The sequence below is a fragment of the Arthrobacter sp. 05T442 genome, from assembly GCF_056395945.1.
Window position 1 is genome coordinate 97,766 of the sequence record NZ_JBFTKM010000008.1, and the last position, 19,518, is coordinate 117,283.

The 19,518-nt window shown below is 67.5% G+C and carries 17 protein-coding genes; 5 read left to right on the forward strand and 12 right to left on the reverse strand.

From position 1 onward, the window contains the following. Window positions 1–35 precede the first annotated feature (35 nt). From AC1DES_RS10080 to AC1DES_RS10100, 5 genes are all read right to left on the reverse strand, one after another. Window positions 36–1,604, reverse strand: coding sequence for an LCP family protein (locus tag AC1DES_RS10080; RefSeq protein ID WP_476895566.1), 1,569 nt, complete (start codon window positions 1,602–1,604; stop codon window positions 36–38). A 118-nt stretch (window positions 1,605–1,722) separates the two neighbouring features. Next, the gene (era, locus tag AC1DES_RS10085; RefSeq protein WP_476895567.1) at window positions 1,723–2,682 is read right to left on the reverse strand and encodes a GTPase Era; all 960 of its coding nucleotides are present in this window, start codon (window positions 2,680–2,682) and stop codon (window positions 1,723–1,725) included. After that, window positions 2,666–4,009, reverse strand: coding sequence for a hemolysin family protein (locus tag AC1DES_RS10090; RefSeq protein WP_476895568.1), 1,344 nt, complete (start codon window positions 4,007–4,009; stop codon window positions 2,666–2,668). Before AC1DES_RS10090 ends, era begins: the two co-directional genes overlap by 17 nt. Next, window positions 4,006–4,479 carry an rRNA maturation RNase YbeY gene (gene ybeY / locus AC1DES_RS10095; RefSeq protein ID WP_476895569.1) on the reverse strand — a complete coding sequence of 158 codons (474 nt, stop codon included), beginning with the start codon at window positions 4,477–4,479 and terminating at the stop codon, window positions 4,006–4,008. The genes AC1DES_RS10090 and ybeY overlap by 4 nt, the downstream gene beginning before the upstream one ends. Next, window positions 4,476–5,564, reverse strand: coding sequence for a PhoH family protein (locus AC1DES_RS10100; protein ID WP_476895570.1), 1,089 nt, complete (start codon window positions 5,562–5,564; stop codon window positions 4,476–4,478). Before AC1DES_RS10100 ends, ybeY begins: the two co-directional genes overlap by 4 nt. A 465-nt stretch (window positions 5,565–6,029) precedes the next feature. On the opposite strand from AC1DES_RS10100, the gene AC1DES_RS10105 reads away from it, so the two are divergent. Next, window positions 6,030–6,905, forward strand: a complete 876-nt coding sequence (locus AC1DES_RS10105; protein ID WP_476895617.1) for a GerMN domain-containing protein — start codon at window positions 6,030–6,032, stop codon at window positions 6,903–6,905. 78 nt (window positions 6,906–6,983) lie between these two features. Here the strand turns inward: AC1DES_RS10105 and AC1DES_RS10110 are convergent, their stop codons facing one another. From AC1DES_RS10110 to hrcA, 3 genes are all read right to left on the reverse strand, one after another. Beyond that, window positions 6,984–7,766 carry a 16S rRNA (uracil(1498)-N(3))-methyltransferase gene (locus AC1DES_RS10110; protein ID WP_476895571.1) on the reverse strand — a complete coding sequence of 261 codons (783 nt, stop codon included), beginning with the start codon at window positions 7,764–7,766 and terminating at the stop codon, window positions 6,984–6,986. 2 nt (window positions 7,767–7,768) lie between these two features. Continuing rightward, window positions 7,769–8,899, reverse strand: coding sequence for a molecular chaperone DnaJ (gene dnaJ, locus AC1DES_RS10115; RefSeq protein WP_476895572.1), 1,131 nt, complete (start codon window positions 8,897–8,899; stop codon window positions 7,769–7,771). Window positions 8,900–8,986: 87 nt separating this feature from the next. Further along, window positions 8,987–10,000: a heat-inducible transcriptional repressor HrcA gene (gene hrcA / locus AC1DES_RS10120; RefSeq protein WP_476895573.1), complete on the reverse strand. Its 1,014-nt coding sequence runs from the start codon at window positions 9,998–10,000 to the stop codon at window positions 8,987–8,989. A gap of 310 nt (window positions 10,001–10,310) precedes the next feature. Here hrcA and AC1DES_RS10125 point away from each other — a divergent pair, with 310 nt between their 5' ends. Both AC1DES_RS10125 and AC1DES_RS10130 read left to right on the forward strand, forming a co-directional pair. After that, window positions 10,311–11,162, forward strand: a complete 852-nt coding sequence (locus tag AC1DES_RS10125) for a DUF3097 domain-containing protein (protein ID WP_476895574.1) — start codon at window positions 10,311–10,313, stop codon at window positions 11,160–11,162. Between the two features lie 128 nt (window positions 11,163–11,290). Beyond that, window positions 11,291–11,710, forward strand: a complete 420-nt coding sequence (locus tag AC1DES_RS10130; RefSeq protein ID WP_476895575.1) for a DUF4870 domain-containing protein — start codon at window positions 11,291–11,293, stop codon at window positions 11,708–11,710. Between the two features lie 77 nt (window positions 11,711–11,787). Here AC1DES_RS10130 and hemW read toward each other — a convergent pair whose 3' ends face one another. Both hemW and lepA read right to left on the reverse strand, forming a co-directional pair. Further along, a complete protein-coding gene (gene hemW, locus AC1DES_RS10135) occupies window positions 11,788–13,026 on the reverse strand; it encodes a radical SAM family heme chaperone HemW (RefSeq protein WP_476895576.1) in 1,239 nt (412 codons plus the stop codon). Between the two features lie 45 nt (window positions 13,027–13,071). Next, window positions 13,072–14,925, reverse strand: coding sequence for a translation elongation factor 4 (lepA, locus tag AC1DES_RS10140; RefSeq protein WP_476895577.1), 1,854 nt, complete (start codon window positions 14,923–14,925; stop codon window positions 13,072–13,074). Between the two features lie 262 nt (window positions 14,926–15,187). On the opposite strand from lepA, the gene AC1DES_RS10145 reads away from it, so the two are divergent. Beyond that, on the forward strand, window positions 15,188–15,784 hold the full coding sequence (locus tag AC1DES_RS10145; RefSeq protein ID WP_476895578.1) for a type II toxin-antitoxin system PemK/MazF family toxin: 597 nt from the start codon (window positions 15,188–15,190) through the stop codon (window positions 15,782–15,784). A 283-nt stretch (window positions 15,785–16,067) separates the two neighbouring features. Further along, the gene (rpsT, locus tag AC1DES_RS10150; protein WP_226775157.1) at window positions 16,068–16,328 is read left to right on the forward strand and encodes a 30S ribosomal protein S20; all 261 of its coding nucleotides are present in this window, start codon (window positions 16,068–16,070) and stop codon (window positions 16,326–16,328) included. A gap of 103 nt (window positions 16,329–16,431) precedes the next feature. Here the strand turns inward: rpsT and holA are convergent, their stop codons facing one another. Then, the gene (gene holA / locus AC1DES_RS10155) at window positions 16,432–17,448 is read right to left on the reverse strand and encodes a DNA polymerase III subunit delta (RefSeq protein WP_476895579.1); all 1,017 of its coding nucleotides are present in this window, start codon (window positions 17,446–17,448) and stop codon (window positions 16,432–16,434) included. Beyond that, window positions 17,382–19,094 (reverse strand): ComEC/Rec2 family competence protein, encoded by a 1,713-nt coding sequence (locus AC1DES_RS10160; protein ID WP_476895580.1) that lies wholly within the window; start codon window positions 19,092–19,094, stop codon window positions 17,382–17,384. The genes holA and AC1DES_RS10160 overlap by 67 nt, the downstream gene beginning before the upstream one ends. Window positions 19,095–19,518 lie beyond the last annotated feature (424 nt).

Below are 19,518 nucleotides of genomic sequence, written 5' to 3' on the forward strand. Positions count from 1 at the left end.
GGGCGGGGCCGGCAGGCAGCCGGCCCCGCAGCTGATCAGCGCGTGATCAGCGCCGGGTTCGCCTGCTGGCAGACCGTGTCCCCGGCCGTCTGGTTGACGATGTCTGTGGGCAATGCCACCGGGGCATCCCCGGTGGCCGGGCTGCTCGCAAAATCGCTGCCCAGGTAGACCTGGACGCCCGCCACACCGGCGGCCGGAAGGACCTGGCCCGCGGGAATCCCGAGCAGGGCGGCAACGTCCCCGGCCACGTCGGCGTACTGGGCGCCGTAGTAGACCGCCGTTTTGGCAACGGGCCGGGCGGTGATCTGGCCCAGTTGGGTGAAGCCCCCGATGGTCAGGGTCTGCAGAACTTCCTGGGTCCGTGCGGGGACCCCCGATCCGTTGGCCACGGTGACCGCCTGCAAGGCCTTGTCGTAGGCGGGGGCGGAGGGAGTGGCCGTCGGCTCCGCGCTGGCACTCGGCTCCGCCGAGCCACTCGGCTTCGCCGTCGGGTCTGTCAGGTCCACGTTCTTGCGCATCGCGGCGAAGAGTTGGGAGGCTCCGGGCTCCGACATCTGGAGCCGGTTCGGATCGGACGCCGCCGGGACGGTCGGGACCGCCGCAAACGCAACCTTACTGACGTCGATGTCTTTCAGCCTGTTCGCCACGGTCAACAGGGTCGGAACGGACGCCAGGCCGTCGTCAATGGTCAGGTTCTTGGTGATGGCATCAGCGATGTTCAGCATCCGGCCCGGGTTGGTGAGTGTGCCGTCGCTCTTGATCTTCCGGGTCAGCGAGGACAGGAAGCCCTGCTGGGCCTTGATGCGCCCGAGGTCGCCGCCGTCGCCGAAGGCGTGGCGGGTCCGGACGAACGACAGGGCTTGTTCGCCCTGGACCTGGGAGGTCCCCTTGGGCAGCCGGAGCTTGGAATCCGGGTCGTAAACGGCATCGCTGACGCAGACATCCACGCCGCCGACGGCGTTGGAGAGTTCCTTGACGGCGTTGAAGTCGGCCATCATGAAGTGGTCGATTTCCATCCCTGTGATCTTGTTGACGGTGTCGACGGCGCAGCCGATGCCGGCCTCGGACATCGCCGAGTTAATCATGACGTTCTTCTGGGCCGGGTACTCGGTGCCGGTCTTGGGGTCCTTGCACTTGGGGACGTCGACGAGCAGGTCACGGGGAAAGCTGATGACATTGACGCGCTTGTTGTCAGCCGAGATGTCCAGGAGCATCATGACGTCCGAATGCCCGTACCCGGTGGAGTCGTCGGCGCTGCCGTACTGGGAGTTCTTTCCGTCGCGGGTGTCGGAGCCCAGGACCAGGATCTGCATCCGGTCTGTTGAGTCGCTCACCGCGCCCTCGGTCTTGGTGCTTCCCGCCGTCAGCGGCGCCTTGCTGATGTTGCCCTGCAACCGGATGGTCCAGTAGGCGCCGAAGGCGATGACGCCGACGAGGAGGACGGCGACCACTGCCGTGCCGATCTTCAGCCAACCGGGAGTACGTCGGACAGCGCCGAGATGGCGTGCCGGACCGACGGAAGGATCTTCCGTATGCCGGGCCGCCGCGCCTGACCGGACCGGCGAGCCGTTGCCGCCTGCACGGTCTTCACGGGGTCGAACCACTTGTTAAGCCTTCCTTCACGAACGGGAGTCAACCTATTTTAGTGTCCGAATCTGGGAAAACGCCCATGTTCGCCTTTTGGGAGCGGCGGGGCGGGCCCGAGGCCCCCGTTGGCCCTGTTCAGAAGCCAAGTTTTACGAGCTGCTTCGGGTCGCGCTGCCAGTCCTTGGCGACCTTCACGTGCAGGTCAAGATAGATCCGGGTGCCCAGGAGCGCCTCGATGCCCTTGCGGGCGGTCGTGCCGACTTCGCGGAGGCGGGCGCCGCCCTTGCCGATGATGATGGCTTTCTGTGAGGGCCGTTCGACGTACAGGTTGACCCGGACGTCCAGGAACGGACTGTCCTCGGGCCTGCCCTCGCGCGGCACGATCTCGTCAACCACCACGGCCAGGGAGTGGGGCAGCTCGTCGCGGACGCCTTCCAGGGCGGCCTCCCGGATGAGTTCGGCGACCATCACGGCTTCCGGCTCATCGGTCAGGTGGCCGTCCGGGTATAGCGGGGGCGACGGCGGCATGTGGCTGATCAGCACGTCCGCCACGGTGCCCACCTGGAAGCCGTCCGTGGCGGAGACCGGAACGATGTCTTTCCAGCCCTCTTCGCCCAGGACGCTGCGGCCGAGCTCCGCGACGGCGAGCAGCTGCTCGGTCAGGGCCTGGCGGTCCACGAGGTCCGCCTTCGTCACGATGGCGATGATCGGCTTGTTTCCGACGGCCGCGAGCTGGGCCGCTATGAACTTGTCTCCGGGGCCGATCTTCTCGTTGGCCGGCAGGCAGAAGCCGATCGCGTCGACTTCGGCGAGGGTGTCGGCAACGAGCTCATTGAGCCGCTTGCCGAGGAGGGTGCGCGGGCGGTGCAGCCCGGGGGTGTCCACGAGGATCAGCTGGGCGTCGTCCCGGTGGACGATGCCGCGGATGGTGTGGCGCGTCGTCTGCGGCTTGGCGGAGGTGATCGCGACCTTCTTGCCCACCAGGGCGTTGGTGAGGGTGGACTTGCCGGCGTTCGGTCGCCCTACCAGTACTGAGAATCCGGCGCGGTAGCCGCCGTAGGCTGCTTCGCCGTCGGTCTTATTCTGCTTGCTCACGTGGGGCTCCCTGTTGGATTGGTGCGGCCTCGTCGATAAGGTCTTCAAGGTCAGTTTCATTCGGAACGGCGGTCTTGGCAACGGCGGCGGCAATGATGTGGCTGACGCGGTTCCGCCGGCCTTCCAGCCGGTCGGCGCGGAGCGTCAGTCCGTGGACCTGGACGGTGCTGCCGACGATCGGAACCCGCCCGAGCGCCTTGGCGAGCAAGCCGCCCACGGTGTCCACTTCGTCGTCGTCGAGCTCCATGTCAAAAAGCTCGCCGAGGTCATCGATGCTCATGCGGGCGCTGACGCGGTAGCTGCCGTCACCGAGCTCGACGGCCTCGGCGCTCTCGGTGTCATATTCGTCCACGATCTCGCCGACGATTTCCTCGATCAGGTCCTCGAGCGTGACCAGACCGGCCGTTCCGCCATATTCATCGATGACAATCGCGACGTGCGTCGATTCCTTCTGAAGCTCGCGCAAGAGCTCGCTGACCGGTTTGGAGTCCGGCACGTAGCGGACTTCGCGGGCGAGCTCATCCACGAGGGGCGGTTCCTCGCCGGGGCGGAGATTGTGGATCACGGCGGCGACGTCCTTGAGGTACACGATGCCGAGGATCTGGTCCGTGTTCTCGCCGATCACCGGGATCCGCGAGTACCCGGAGCGAAGGAACAGCGACATCGCGCGCCGCAGGCTGGATCCGGAGTCGATGCAGAGGATGTCGGTGCGCGGCACCATCACGGAGCGCACCAGCGTGTCCCCGAAGTCGAAGACCGACTGGATCATTTCGGCCTCGTTGTCCTCAATTACGTCTGACTCGGACGCACGGTCCACGAGTTCGCGGAATTCCTCTTCACTGAAGAACGCCTCGTTGTCAGCCGGCGCACCGGGCGCGACAGCGCTGCCCAGGGTGACCAGCCACCCCGGAATCGGGCCCAGCACCGCGTACAGCGAGCGGACCAGGGGGGCGCTGAACCGGACCAGGCCGGTGGCGTGGACGCGGCCCAGCTGCCTCGGCGAGACGCCGACAATCACGAATCCGATCAGCGCCATGATGCCGGTAGCGGCCAGCCCGGCGAGCCAGACATTGTCGAGCACGCTGTGCAGCAGTACGGTCACGGCGACGGCGGAGGCCATTTCGAACCAGATTCTCCAGAACCTGAGGGCCCGCATGTGAGCCACTGGCTGGGCCAGGATGCGTTTGAGCGCGGTCCCCCGGCTGTGCATGACCGCCTGTTCGGCCTCGTGCCGGGGAAGAAAATTGAAGGCGGACTCGGCCGCGGTCAGCACGGCGGCAAAGCTCAGGAACACCAGCGCCATGCCGGCAAGGATCAGTGGGGTCACTGAATCGTCTCTGAGGGGGCCTCTTTGCCGGTGAAGGCCGAAAGCAGCTCACGCTGCAGCCCGAACATTTCTTCCTTATCCTCCGGCTCGGCGTGGTCATAGCCAAGCAGGTGCAGGATCCCGTGGGTGGTGAGCAGCAGCATCTCGTCCTGGGTGGAATGGCCGGCGTCCCGGGCCTGGACCTCTGCCACCTGGGGGCAGATGGCGATGTCGCCGAGCATCCCCTGCGGGGTTGGCTTGTCCGGAGTGCCCGGGGTGAGCTCGTCCATGGGGACTGAGAGCACATCCGTGGATCCGGGCTCGTCCATCAGTTCGATATGCAGCTTCTCCATGGCCGGTTCGTCCACGAGCAAAATGGAGAGTTCGGCCTGGGGGTGGATGAAGAGGCGTTCGAAGATGAACCGCGAGAGCGACACCAGCTCGGCCTCGTCGACGGTGACGCCGGATTCGTTGTTGACCTCGATGCTCATGCGCGCTCTCCCCGCGTTTCCCGGGCAACGGAGTGCTTGACCCGGCTCCGCTGGATCTCGTCCCAGATGCTGTAGGCATTGACGATGTCGCCCACGAGGCGATGCCGGACGACGTCGGATGCGTCCAGCACTGTGAAGTTGACGTCCTCAATGCCCTGCAGGATCTCTTCGACAATCCGCAGCCCCGATCGGGTGCCGAACGGCAGATCCACCTGGGTGATGTCGCCGGTGACCACCATCTTGGAGCCGAAGCCCAGGCGGGTGAGGAACATCTTCATCTGTTCCGGGGTGGTGTTTTGCGCCTCGTCAAGAATGATGAAGGCGTCATTGAGCGTGCGCCCGCGCATGTAGGCCAGCGGCGCGACCTCGATGGTTCCGGCCGCCATCAGGCGGGGAATGGATTCGGGGTCCATCATGTCGTGCAGGGCGTCGTACAGGGGCCGCAGGTAAGGGTCGATCTTGTCGCTCAGGGTACCGGGCAGGAAGCCGAGCCGCTCCCCCGCTTCCACGGCAGGCCGGGTCAGGATGATGCGGCTGACTTCCTTCTGCTGCAGGGCCTGGACGGCCTTCGCCATCGCCAGGTACGTCTTGCCGGTGCCCGCCGGTCCGATCCCGAAAATCACCGTGTTCGCATCAATGGCGTCCACATAGTTCTTCTGGTTCAGGGTCTTCGCTCGGATGGTCTTCCCGCGGGTGGAGAGGATGTTGGTGGTCAGCACGTCAACGGGGTTCTGCAGTGACTGGCTGCGGAGCAGCGAGACGAGCTGCTGCAGCACCGCCGGGGTGATGACGGTGCCCCTGGCGACGAGGCCGCGCACCTCGTTGAGCAGGCGCATGATCCGCGGCACGTCGGCGGAGGGCCCGCTGATCGAGAGTTCGTTCCCGCGGACGTGGAAGTCAACGGCCGGGAACTGGTTTTCGATGAACCGTAAGGCTTCGTCGTGGCTGCCCAGCGACTGGACCATCTGATCCGAATCGTCGAACAGGACCACCTCCGTCCGCAGCCCCGGCAGGGAGTGTGGGAATTCACCCGCGGTGCGCCCTCCGGCGCTCATCCGGGCCTTGCTGTTCGCTGCTTCAGTCATGGTGTTGGCCCGCGGGCCTCTGGTCCCCTCCAGTACGGAAATGGTCTGTCCCCCCGAACCGGTCCGACGGCGGTGCTCGCCTTCGGGGCCGGGTTCAGCAGGTCCTTCCATCTTACGCCAGCACGGCGCGCCGCACGCCGGGGGCCGCCGAACGGACGGCCTCCGGCCCGCTTTTCGCCAATTTAGGTATCAACTTTGTATCGGCCTCATATCGTTCCCGTTGCAGTTCCGGCCCCCGCCGGCAAAGCACGGTGCTGCGCCGGACCGGTGTGCCATGCTGGAAATCGGCCACGGCCCGGGTGCGGGCGGCAGGAACGGGCCCCGGGACCTGGCAGGGTTGCCGGGCAGTTGGCCGGGGAAAGCATCGAAGAAAGGACAGCGGCAATCAGGCAGCGTGCAGTTGGACAGTCAGCGGCAGTCGGGCGCATCCGCCCGGGCGTGCTGCTCCTGCTGCTGCCCGCGGCCATGGTGCTGTCCGGCTGCGTGGCAACGCCGCAGTCCGGGATCACAAACTCCAGCAGCCCCTCCCAGGTCGTCCCGGGCCCCGCCTCCTCCGGGGCCCCGAGCACCAGCGCTCCGCTCGAAACCACCCAGACCTCCAACAAGGCCCCGGTCTACTGGATCGGCCGGAGCAATGAGAATGTGTTCCTGTACCGGGAGTTCCGTGACGTTCCGGAACAGGACAACCCGGTGACGCGCGCCCTCCGGGTGATGATGTCCCAGAAACCCCTCGACCCGGACTACTTCACGCCCTGGCAGAACCCGAAGAAGCTGGCCACGTCCATCTCCGGAAAAAACGTCATCACGGTGGACGTGTCGGCGGATGCGTTCAACAGCAACGTGGATGCGGCAATGGCCGAGCGCGCAATCCAGCAACTCGTCTACACCGCGACGGCGGCGGCCGCCAGCGCGGGGCTGATTGATTCCGGACAACAGATCCAGGTGGTGGTGCTCGTCGACGGGCACACCGACTATGTGGCGTTCAACCATGTCCGGCTCGGCTCGCCAACCTCCCGCAGCGCCGGAATGGTCGCTCCCGTGTGGATCATCGATCCGCAGGAAGGAACATCAATCGGCGAAGGGACCGTCAAGATCAACGGGCGGAGCACTGCCCCGGGCGGGAAGCTGCACTGGGAGATCCTGCGCGTGGACGGCAGCAACGCCAAGTCCGCATACCTCAACGGCAGTACGACCGCCTCCGCCGACGCAGCCCAGTCCGGTGTGTTCAACTTGTCCGTGAACCTCGCACCGGGCAACTACGAGGTCCGGGTGTCCCAGCTGGACCCGGCCGGCACCGCCCAGGACTTGAACGTCGACACCCGCGGTTTCACCGTCAAATAAGCCCGTCGAACACGTCCGGCAAGCAGGCCTTTGAGGTGGGTCCGGCGGGCTGGCCAGCCAGTGACGGCTGCCGGCCGCCTACCAGCGGCCGAGGACGTCGCTTGCCAGCACGGTCGCGGCCGGGCCGGCGGTGGATGAGCGCAGCACGTGGTGCCCCAGCAGGGCGGTAACCGCACCGGCGTCGCAGAGCCGCGTGACTTCCCGCGGGCTGATGCCGCCTTCCGGGCCGACGATCAGGAGCACTTCGCGGCCCTGCCGGGCGGACCCGCCGTCGGGCTCCTGGGTGTCCGCCCACGCCTGCAGTACCTCCCGGAGGGGCCGCACCGCGTCCTCGTGCAGGATGACCGCGAGGTCGGCGGCGGCAACGGCCGACTGCAGGCCGGCGCCGTCGACGGCGGCACGCACCTCGGGAATCCAGGCACGCCGTGCCTGCTTCGCCGCCGCCGTGACCACCGACTGCCATTTGGCATGCGCCTTGGCGGCACGTTCGGCCTTCCACCGGACGATGGAACGCTCCGCCTGCCAGGGGATGACAGCGTCGATGCCCAATTCTGTGGCGGTCTCGGCCCCGAGCTCGTCGCGGTCTCCCTTGGCGAGGGCCTGGACGAGGACAAGGCTGATCGCAGGCCGGGGCTCGGCGGAGATGCCAGAGCACTCCACGGTCAGCGTTCCGGGCGCCACGGCTGTCACGGTGCCGGTGAGCCGCTTGCCGGCGCCGTCGGCAATGTCCACGGACTCCCCGGCGGAAAGCCGCTTCACCGTGACGGCGTGGCGCGCCTCGGAGCCCTCGAGGACAAAGGTCGACCCGGGGACCTGCTGGTCCAGGGATCCTGCGGGGGTGAAGAAGACCGGGTTGCTCACCGCTACAGGTTACCGAGCCTGTCCCGCAGCTTCGCGAACACACCGCCGCTCGCGGCCAGCTTTCCGTCGGTGAACTGCTCGCCGCGCAGCTTGGCGAGCTGCCGCAGCAGGTCTTCCTGGGCGGTGTCGAGCTTACCGGGGGTATCCACCTGCAGGTGGACCTTGAGGTCCCCGCGGCCGTAGCCGCGCAGGTGCGTCACGCCGAGCCCGCGGAGGGTGATGACCTCCCCTGACTGGGTCCCGGCCTTGACGTCGATCTCCTGCGGCCCGTCGAAGGTGTCCAGGCTCAGCTCCGTGCCCAGGGCGGCGGCCGTCATCGGGATGTTGAGGCTGGCGTGCAGGTCGTCGCCGTCGCGGACGTAGGTGGCGTCGTTGTTGACGCGGATTTCGACGTAAAGGTCGCCCGGGGGGCCGCCGGCAGGGCCCGCCTCGCCCTGTCCGGACAACTGGATGCGGGTGCCCGTGGCTACACCGGCGGGAACCTTGACGGTCAGGGAACGGCGGCTGCGGATCCGGCCCTGGCCGTTGCACTCGTTGCAGGGGTCCTTGATGACGGTCCCGAAGCCCTCGCAGGAGCCGCAGGGGGCCGACGTCATGACCTGGCCGAGGATGGACCGGACAGCGCGCTGGACCTGTCCGGAGCCGCCGCAGATGTCGCAGCGTTCCGGGTGGCTGCCTGCGCGGCAGCAGGAGCCTTCACAGGTCGGGCACGTGACGGCAGTGTCAACCTCAAGCTTCCTGTTGACGCCGAACACGGCGTCACGGAGGTCGATCCGGACGCTGATGAGGGCGTCCTGGCCGCGGCGGACCCTGGACGCCGGGCCGCCCTGGCCGCCTCCGCCGCCGAAGAACGTGTCGAAGATGTCCTGGAAGGCGAACCCCTGGCCGGCGTAGCTGCCGCCGCCGAAGCCGTTGTCGGTGCCGTTCTCATTGCCGGTGGTGTCGTAGACCCGGCGTTTCTGCGGATCGGAGAGGACCTCGTACGCGTGGGTGACGGCCTTGAACCGGTCCGAGGCGTCCTCCCCCGGGTTCACATCCGGGTGCAGGGTTCGCGCCAGTTTGCGGTAAGCCTTCTTAATCTCTTCACCCGTTGCTTCGCGGGAGACTCCAAGAACGTCGTAATGGCTGCTCAAAGTTCGTATCTCTTCCTTGTAGTACTGCCTGTGGGGCAAGAAGTCTGGTGCCGAAGCCCGGGGGCCGGCTGTCGGTCAAATGGCCGGTCAGGGCCCGAGGATCCTCGAAAGGTAGCGGGCCACCGCGCGGACCGCGGCCATGGTGGTCGGATAATCCATCCGGGTGGGCCCCAGCACGCCGACCTTCGCTGTGGCGTCCGGGCCATACCCGGTGGCCACCACGGAAGCCTCGGCAAGCCCGTCGTAGGGGTTCTCACGTCCGATGCTCACGGTGACGCCGCGCGGATCCTCGGCCATTTCGCTGAGCAGCCGGAGCATCACCACCTGCTCCTCGAGTGCTTCCAGGACCGGGCCGATACTCAGCGGGAAATCCACGTTGGAGCGGGCAAGGTTGGCGGTGCCGGCCATGACCATGCGCTCTTCGCGGCCGCTCGTGGCGAGGGCCTCCAGGCCGCGGGCCAGGGCCTGGGCGGCGCCGCGCCGGACTGGCGGGCAGCTGGCGACGACGGCCTGCAGGGACTGGGGCAGCAGGTTCAGCGGCAGCCCCGACAGGATGCCCAGGAAGCGGGTACGCAGCTCCGAGAGCGCCTCGTCGGGGAGGTCCTGGCCGACGTCGATGACCCGCTGCTCGACCTTCCCGGTGTCCGCGATCAAAACCGCCAACACCTTCCTGGGTGCCAGCAGCACGAATTCGACGTGCCGGACCTTGGCGCGGCTGAGCAGCGGGTACTGCACGACGGCGACCTGGTTGGTCAGCTGCGACAGGAGCCGCACAGTCCGGTCAAGGACGTCGTCGAGGTCATCCGAGCCCTCGAGCAGCGCCTGGATGGCGCGGCGTTCCGCATGGGAGAGGGGCTTGACGGCCGAAATCTGGTCGACAAAGAGCCGGTAGCCCTTGTCCGTAGGGATTCTGCCTGAACTCGTGTGCGGTGCTGTGATGAGGCCCTCATCTTCCAGCGCCGCCATGTCGTTGCGGATCGTGGCGCTGGACACGCCAAGGTGGTGCCGTTCAACGAGCGCCTTGGAGCCAACGGGTTCACGCGAATGGACGTAGTCCTCCACGATTGCGCGCAGCACTTCGAGTTTGCGTGGTTCGCTCACGCTCCGCCTCCAATCGTCGGTCCAGTATCCGGTCTGGCGTGCGGCGCCTGCCCCGCGCCGCACCTGGCGGGCGGCCTACGGTTAGCACTCGACATGCCTAAGTGCTAACCAGTCTAATATGACTCGCCGCGTTGTTAGCATTGGATTCGCTCCAGGCGTTGCTCCCGGATCCGTGTTTCCGGGCACAGCGCTCCGGGCACGGGGGACGCAGCGGCCCTGGCAGCGCATCCCGTCGCGCGGCGTACGCCGCGCGTCCCCGGATGGTTTCACTGACCGCCGTACATTCCGAGTGCAAAGCAGTGTGTAAGAGATGTCGTACCAGAACTGGGGACCCCAGGACATGTCCGCCCCCGCCAAGACCCAACTGCCCGAGATCCCTGTGGAACGCGGCATGGTGCTCGAGGATGTGCAGTCCGGGTGGGTCGGGGCCGTCACCCGGGTCGAAAAGTCCGGCGGCATGCATGTTGTGGCGCTCGAGGATCGGCGGGGCAAGTCGAGGTCCTTCCGCCTGGGCTTCGGCTTCCTGCTGGAGGGCCAGCCCGTCCGGCTCATGCCGCCGGCTCCACGGGGTGCGGCACCGGGCGCCGGAGCAGGCCGCACGGCGTCGGGCTCGGTCCGTGTGGAGGGCCAGCGTGCGCAGGTGGCCAAGGCCAGCCGGATCTGGGTGGAAGGCAAGCACGACGCCGAACTCGTCGAGAAGGTCTGGGGCGACGATCTCCGGGTCGAGGGCATCGTGGTCGAGCCACTGCACGGCATTGATGACCTCACGGCAGCGGTTGCAGCGTTCCGGCCCGGCCCGGGGCGCCGGCTTGGAGTCCTGGTGGACCACCTCGTCCCTAATTCGAAGGAATCCAGGATTGCCGACGCCGTCATGGCCTCCCCCGGCGCGGCGGGCAATGTGCTGATCGTGGGCCACCCCTACGTGGACGTCTGGCAGGCCATTCGGCCCGCGACCCTGGGCATCGAGAAGTGGCCGGTTATTCCCCGCGGGATGGACTGGAAGACCGGCATCCTGACGGCGTTCGGCTGGCCGCACACCACAAAGGAGGACATCGGGCTCGGCTGGCAGAAACTCCTGGGCGCCGTGCGCAGCTACGCCGACCTGGAGCCGTCCCTGCTCGGCCGGGTCGAAGAGGTCATCGACTTCCTCACCGTGCCGTAGGGATCCACGACGCGGCACCGAACATCATTTAGGGGCCAGAGCAAGTATTCTTGAAACGGAGCCGTACATCCTGCGCGGCACCGGCGCTTCCAGGCAGCAACGCATCACCGCAATCCGAAGGACTTACCGTGGCAGAGAACGAACGCGAACGCACGGGCAACCAGGCCAGCCATGGCCAGCCCCCGTACCATGGCGTTCCCGCAAATGCGCTGCCGCTGACGGCCAGCGAGGACCGGCAGTGGGCCACGTTGGCACACTTCGGCGGCATCCTGGGCTGTGTTCCCTCGCTCTTGATCTACCTGATATTCAAGGACCGCGGGCCTTTCACGGCGCAGGAGTCCAAGGAAGCCCTCAATTTCACGTTGCCCCCGACGATCGCGGCAGTGCTCGCCAACCTCCTCGTCTTCATCCCCGTGGTCGGCAACCTGTTCGCGGTCCTCGCCACGGTGATCTGGATCGCCGTCACCTGTTTCTCGGTGGCCGCGGGCATTCACGTCAACCGCGGGCAGCCGCACCGCTACGAGTTCAACCTGCGCTGGATCAAGTAGGCGCGAACTCCGCGGCGCCGCTCCCAAGACAAGAGCCGGCCGTTGCCCCCACGGGGCAACGGCCGGCTCTTTGCGCCTTAGTCCGGCAGGATCCTGCGGACCACGGCGTCGGCCAGCAGCCGGCCCTTGAGTGTGAGGACCAGCCGGCCCTTGAAAGCCGCGGCGGGGTCCACGAGTCCATCGGCGATCAGCCCCGCCACGGCGTGCCTGCCGGTGTCGCCCAGGCCGCCGAGGCTCGGGATGTCCAGTCCCGTGTTCAGCCGGGCCTCAAGCATGACGCGTTCCACGTTGCGCGTTTCGCTGTCGAGCGTTTCGCGTCCCGCGGCGGGCGAGACGCCGGCGCCGAGCCGGTTGGCGTAGGCGGTGGGGTGCTTGACGTTCCACCAGCGCACGCCGCCGACGTGGGAGTGCGCACCCGGCCCGATGCCCCACCAGTCGTCCCCCCGCCAGTAGGCGAGGTTATGCCGGCAGGCCTGCCCGGGCGTCCGCGACCAGTTGCTGACCTCGTACCAGGCGAGCCCGGCCGCGGTGATCAGTTCGTCGGCGAGCTCGTACTTGGCGGCGTGGTCGTCGTCGTCGATTCCCGGGACTTCGCCGCGGCGGATCTGCGCGGCGAGTTTGGTGCCGTCCTCGACAATCAGGGCGTAGGCGCTGATGTGGTCCGGGTTGTAGGACAAGGCGGTCTCGAGCGAGCAGCGCCAGTCGACCAGTGACTCCCCCGGGGTCCCGTAGATCAGGTCGAGGCTGACTGCGAGCCCTGCGTCCCGTGCCCATTGGACCACCTGGGGCACCCGGCTGGGGGTGTGGGTGCGGTCCAGGACCTTCAGGACATGCGGAACGGCCGACTGCATGCCGAAGGACACCCGGGTGAATCCGGCGTCGGCCAGCAGCTGCAGGGACTCGGGGGTGACGGAATCCGGGTTGGCCTCCGTGGTGACCTCGGCGCCGGGCTGCAGTCCCCACGCCGCGATGGCGGCGGTGAGGATGCCGGCGAGGTCCTCAGCCGGGAGCCGCGTGGGCGTGCCGCCGCCGAAAAAGACTGTGCTGAGCGGCCGTTCAGGCAGGCCAGTTTCCTTCAGGACCCGGGCAGCGAAAGCAACTTCCGCGATCGCTGTGGCGGCGTACGCGTCCTGGGAGGCCCCGCCGCCCAGCTCGGTGGCGGTGTAGGTGTTGAAGTCGCAGTACCCGCAGCGGACCGCGCAGAACGGGATGTGCACGTACAGCCCGAAGGCACGTTGACCGGCGCCCTCGCGCGCCTGCGCTGGCAGCAGCCCGTCCGGCGGAGCCGGGTCTCCCAGGGGAAGAACGCTAGGCACGGGCCCGGCCCGCCGGTGTTGTGGCAACAATCATTGCTGGCACCGCTACTTCTTGGCCTTGTCCTTGGACTCGTCCGTGGTGAGGGCGGCGATAAAGGCTTCCTGCGGCACCTCGACGCGGCCCACCATCTTCATGCGCTTCTTGCCTTCCTTCTGCTTTTCCAGCAGTTTGCGCTTTCGGGTGATGTCACCGCCGTAGCACTTGGCGAGGACGTCCTTGCGGATGGCGCGGATGCTTTCACGGGCAATAATCCTGGAGCCGATGGCGGCCTGGATGGGCACCTCGAACTGCTGCCTGGGGATCAGTTCGCGCAGCTTGCCGGTCATCATCACGCCGTAGGCGTAGGCCTTGTCGCGGTGCGTGATGGCTGAGAAGGCGTCGACCTGCTCGCCCTGGAGCATGATGTCCACCTTAACGAGGTCGGCGACCTGCTCGCCGTCGGCCTTCCAGTCCAGCGACCCGTAGCCGCGGGTCTTGGACTTGAGGATGTCGAAGAAATCGAAGACGATTTCGGCCAGCGGCAGGCGGTACCGGATTTCCACCCGGTCCTCGGAGAGGTAGTCCATGCCGCCCATGACGCCGCGCCGGCTCTGGCACAGCTCCATGATGGCGCCGACAAACTCGTTCGGCGCAAGGATGGTGGCGGACACCATCGGCTCGCGCACTTCAGCGATCTTGCCGGTGGGGTATTCGCTGGGGTTCGTGACGTGGACAACCTTCTTGTCCTCCAGCGTCACCTCGTATTCCACGTTGGGGGCGGTGGAAATCAGGTCCAGGTTGTACTCGCGCTCGAGCCGCTCGCGGGTGATTTCCAGGTGCAGCAGGCCCAGGAATCCGACCCGGAAGCCGAATCCCAGCGCGGCGGACGTCTCGGGCTCATATACCAGCGCGGCATCGTTGAGCATCAGCTTCTCCAGCGCATCCCGGAGCACCGGGTAGTCGGTGCCGTCCAGCGGGTACAGGCCGGAGAAGACCATCGGCTTGGCGTCGGCATAGCCGGGAAGGGACTCGGTGGCCGGCTTGGCCAGATTGGTGATGGTGTCGCCCACCTTGGACAGGCGGACGTCCTTCACACCGGTGATGAGGTAGCCGACTTCGCCGACGCCGAGGCCCTTGGAGGGGGTGGGCTCCGGGGAGCTGACACCGATCTCGAGGAGCTCGTGCGTGGCGCGGGTGGACATCATCTGGATGCGTTCGCGGGGGTGCAGCATTCCGTCGACTACGCGGACGTAGGTGATCACACCGCGATACGTGTCGTAGACCGAGTCAAAGATCATGGCCCGGGCCGGGGCGTCCGGGTCGCCCACGGGAGCCGGCAGGTCGCGGACGATCTTGTCGAGCAGGACTTCGACGCCCATGCCCGTCTTGCCGGAGACACGGAGCACGTCGTCGGGGTCGCCGCCGATCAGGTTGGCGAGTTCCGCCGCGTACTTCTCGGGCTGGGCTGCCGGGAGGTCGATTTTGTTCAGGACCGGGATGATCGTGAGGTTGTTTTCCATCGCCAGGTACAGGTTGGCGAGGGTCTGGGCCTCGATGCCCTGGGCCGCGTCAACCAGCAGGATCGCACCTTCGCAGGCCGCGAGCGAGCGGGAGACCTCATAGGTGAAGTCGACGTGCCCGGGAGTGTCGATCATGTTCAGCGCGTAGCTGGTGCCGTCGAGCTCCCATGGCATGCGGACAGCCTGGGATTTAATGGTGATGCCGCGTTCGCGCTCAATGTCCATGCGGTCCAGGTACTGGGCCTTCATGTCGCGGGACTGGACGACGCCGGTGAATTGGAGCATCCGGTCCGCCAGCGTGGACTTGCCGTGGTCAATGTGCGCAATGATGCAGAAGTTCCGGATGATGGCCGGATCTGTTGCGGCGGGCACCGGGGCGGTGCGGGCCATGGGAGACACGCAGGGTCCTTACTGTTGGCATTTCCACGGCTCTGCGCGGGCGGCAATCCGCCAGCCTGCAACATGCCGCATATCTGAACTCCTAGTCTCCCACGTCCGGGCCCCGGAAGTGCATTTCCCGATCGCCCGATCGCCCCTGGCTGCCGGCACCGCGGCTGGATTTGCCTTGGCGGCGCGGAAGGGTTGGCTGCCGGCACCGCGGCTGGATTTGCCTTGGCGGCGCGGAAGGGTCGGAGGCCGGTAGTGCCGGTATGGTTTCCCCATGGCTCTGAATCTCCGCTCGATCGGCAATGCTGTCCGTGGCGCGCTGCGCCTCCTGGATAGGCTCGGCAGCTCCGCGCCGCCTACCCAAGGGAAGCCGGCCGGAAAGACCCGTCCCGGGCAACGGCCTGCGAGGCCCGGAGCCCGGACCGGCGCTGCCCGCGGCTCCGGCGGCACCCCGAGCACCGGACTAACCGCAAAGTACCCCGGCGACTTCCAGGGAACGGCGGCCGTCCGCTATTCGCCGTCTCCGAACGGGCTCCCCGAACCGGGCGAGGTGATCTGGACCTGGGTTCCCTATGAAGAGGACCATTCCCAGGGCAAGGACCGGCCGGTGCTGCTGGTAGGAACCAGCGGCCGGTACCTGCTGGGCCTCATGTTGACCAGCAAGGACCACGACGGCGATTCCCGCCGCGCGGACGAGTACGTGGACATCGGAACGGGACCCTGGGACCGCGAGCGGCGCCCCAGCGAAGCGAAGCTCGACCGCGTCCTGCGGATCAACCCGAAGGACATCCGGCGCGAAGGGGCCGTCCTCGATGCCGGCCGCTTCGCCCCCATCGCCTCCGCACTCCGGGCACGGCACGGCTGGTCCTGACCCGCGGGCCGTGCCGGTCCTGGCCCGCGAGCCCGGCGGGGCGTCCGGCGCGGATCCCGGCCTGGAGTCCGGGCGCGGCCTGGTGGACGCCTGGTGTCCGCCGCCGGACGAGATGCCGCGATCGTCACGGCAACAGGGTTTCTGCTATGATTTACAGCTGTGTGTCCGTGCAGGTCGACGGCCACATATGGTTGGTCGCCATAGGTATCCCCACGCCGCTCAGTCAATGGCCAATCTGAAAGCCCTCTAGACCATTTTCCGCATTGAAAAAGAGAGTTCACACGTGGCTAATATCAAGTCCCAGAAGAAGCGCATCCTCACCAACGAGAAGGCCCGCCTGCGCAACAACGCAGTCAAGTCCGAGCTGAAGACGGCCATCCGCGCCGTCAACACCGCCGTTGAGTCCACCGACAAGGATGCTGCTGCTACTGCACTGCTTTCTGCCAGCCGCAAGCTGGACAAGGCTGTCAGCAAGGGCGTTCTCCACAAGAACAACGCCGCAAACCGCAAGTCGGCCATCTCCAAGAAGGTCAACGCGCTGTAAGGTTTCCAGTTCAACTGAACTGATGATTGTGGCCGGCACCCCCTGGGTGCCGGCCACATCTCTTTAAGCTATTAGGCCCGGAATCCGGGCAACGACGCGGATGTCAGGAACGACGCACCGAACCCGCAATCACAGTTACGGCGTGTTCCACGGCGTAGACGGGATCCCGGGAGAGACCCTTTACCTGCGCATCAGCCTCGGCGGTGACCTGGATGGAGCGGACGAGCCCTTCGGGGGTCCAGCGCCGGACTTCGCGCTGCGCCTGCTCCACAAGCCAGGACTGCATACCCAACTGCTTCGCAATCTGCGAAGAAGACCCATGCGCGCCCGCGACCTTGGCCAGTGACCGCAGCTTCGATGCCAGAGCCGCCACGATCGGAACCGGGTCCGCGCCCGTGGCAAGGGCGTGACGGAGCGTGGAGAGTGCCAGCGGTGCGTTGCCGGCCATTGCGGCGTCGGCGACTTTGAAGGCCGTGGCTTCCACCCTGCCGCCGTAGTACCTGTTCACCATGGCGGCATCAACAGCGGTGGTGGCGTCGGCGATCAGCTGGCTGCAGGCAGCCGCGAGCTCGGCCAGGTGGGCGCCCACGGCGTTGACGAGGGCGTGTACGGCATCAGGCTCGATCCGGCGGGATGCTGCCTTGAACTCGGTGGTCACGAACGCGATTTTGTCCGCGTCTTTTTTGAGGGGCTGGCAGTCGACCACCGGCCAGCCGCCGGCCTTGATGGCGTCCAGCAATTTCTTGCCGCGGACTCCTCCGCCGTGGCGCAGGACCAGGACGGCGTCAGGCTCGGGTTGCGCCACATACCTCAGGGCGTCGGCGAGGAAGGCGTCGTTCATCGCCTCCACCCCTTCGACCTCGATGAGCTTCTGCTCGCCGAAGAGGGACGGGCTGACGTTCATGGCCAGCGAGCCCGCCGCATAGCTGCCGGCGTTGAGCCTGGTGACTTCGACGTCGGGCGCGGCCTCACGGACCTGCGAACGGATGCGGTCCATGGCACGGCTGCCCAGGTAGTCTTCCGGCCCGCCCACCAGGACCACCGCGGCCGGTGTCACATCACGCCAGGTGGCGGTTTTCGACGCCGAAATCCTGGGGCGTTGGGTCTGGGCAGCAGCCACTCGTGATTCCTCCGGGACGTTGGTTTGCAGACTCTAAGCCTGCCACGCCCGGACCGGTCCACCAAGCCACGGCGGCCGGACCGCCCTACGGCGTGCACGGCTGCCAGCGAGGGCTTCCGGTCGAGGAGGGCGACCGTCCCGGAGTGTGCCGAGAGGGCCAGCCGCACGCCCGCGGCGGGGTGCAGGGCCAGCCAGGTCGCCCCCAGTGAGACGGCGGACAACAGCGCCATGGTGCACAAGCCAAAGGCGCCTTCCGGCCAGGGCAGGGCCGCTCCGGGGAGGGACGCGAAGAAGCGTGCTATCCCTGCCACCGCTGACGCGAAGAGCCCTGCGAGTGCGATCAGGGGGTCGGCGGCCGCCGGAACCAAGGACACAAGCGGCACGGCGGCGGTCCCGAGCAGCGTGACGGGGACAACCAGTGCTGCCGCGGCCACATTGGCAGGCAGGGCGTAAGCGGCAAACTGGGGCTGCAACAGCACGATCACCGGGCCGCAGAAGATCTGCGCGGACAGGGGAACGGCCAGTCCCGCAGCCGCCCAGCGCGGCACTACCGGCGGACACCAGTCCATGAGGCGCCGTCCCGTGACCACAATGCCCAAGGTGGCGAGCACGGACAGGAGGAATCCGAAGCTCGTGCCCAGCACCGGGTCGGCCAGCAGCAGGACGATCACGGCAACGCAGAGGAAGCTGAGGCCGCGGCCGGCACGGCCGAAGGCCACCGAGGCAAGGCCGATAGCCCCCATGAGGGCAGCCCTCAACACGCTGGGGTCCGGACCGACCATCAGGACGAACAGCCCGAGCCCCGTGGCGCACAGGACTGCGGCTGCCGGCCGCGGAAGCCGCAAAGTCCGGGCGATCAGCAGCAAGGTTCCGAGGACCAGGCTGCAATTTGCCCCGCTGACCGCCGTCAGGTGCGTCATCCCGACTGTCTTCATCGCGGCGTCCAGCTGCGGGTCCAGCACACTGGTGTCTCCCGTCACCATCCCGGGGAGGAGGCCCTGGGCGTCTCCGCCGAGTTTTTCGGAGGCTGCGGTGAAGTTCCTGCGCAGCCGCGCGGGACCTTGCTGCCAGGCATCCGGGGCCCGGAGCAGGGCTGGGACCGACGAGGCAGACAGAATCCCTGCCTCCTCCTGGCCGGGACCGGACGGCCCGAGCTTCCCGGTTGACCGGACGCGCTCGCCCGGGACGGCGCTCTCCCACCCTGGGCCGCCCACGACCAGCAGCTTGGCGTCGGCAGCGACCCGGAGCCCATCCGCGTACATCACGCGAAGCGTCGCGGGAATTGCGAAGCGGTCCGCCAGCCCCGAGGCGCCGGGAATCCTGAGCCGCGCCGGGGCCCCCGCGATCTCCACTTCAACGACGACAGCCGCGTGGGCAGCAGCGGCCTCGGCGATGGGACCATCGTGGCGTTGGGAGGCCGCGACGGCCGCGTGGGCACCCGTTGCGGCGGACAGGAGCATCGCGACGGCCAGCGTGGACAGGAAACTCCGCGGGGCTGGCGGGGCCGGGTTATGGTGGCACGGGGTCTTTCGCCGGACGACGGCGAACAAGACAACCCCCGCAGCGGTGATCAGCGACGTACAGACGGCTGCCAGCTCGACCGGTCCGAGCCAGCTACCGGCCGCGGCAACAGCCCACACCAGCATGGCCGGAGGAACAAGACGCAGGTCCGTTCTGCGCGGCCATGGTTCCACACGGCGCGGGCCAGCACGTTCCCTCAACAGGCGGGCCCGGACGTTGTTCCTGAACCAGCTGACGGCCTCCCGCCGCCCACCCGGCGGCGTCTCCCCGGGGAAGTGCCGCGCCCCGGGGAGGGGCCGCGCCCCGGGCGTCTTCTCCCGGAGGGGCCGCGCCCCGGGCGGCACCTCCCCCGGACCGGCTGCGCGCCAGCCACGCGCCGAGCTCGCGGGATCCCCGGACCGCGGGACACCAACTGCGGAGTCCACGTACCGGTGCCAACGGCTGCGCTGTTTCAGCTCCGGCGGCAACAGGTCCGGCGGCAACATGACCGGCCGTTGGCTTGCCACTCCCTCTTTCTGCGCTCCAGGCTGGTGCGCTGCAGGCCGGTCG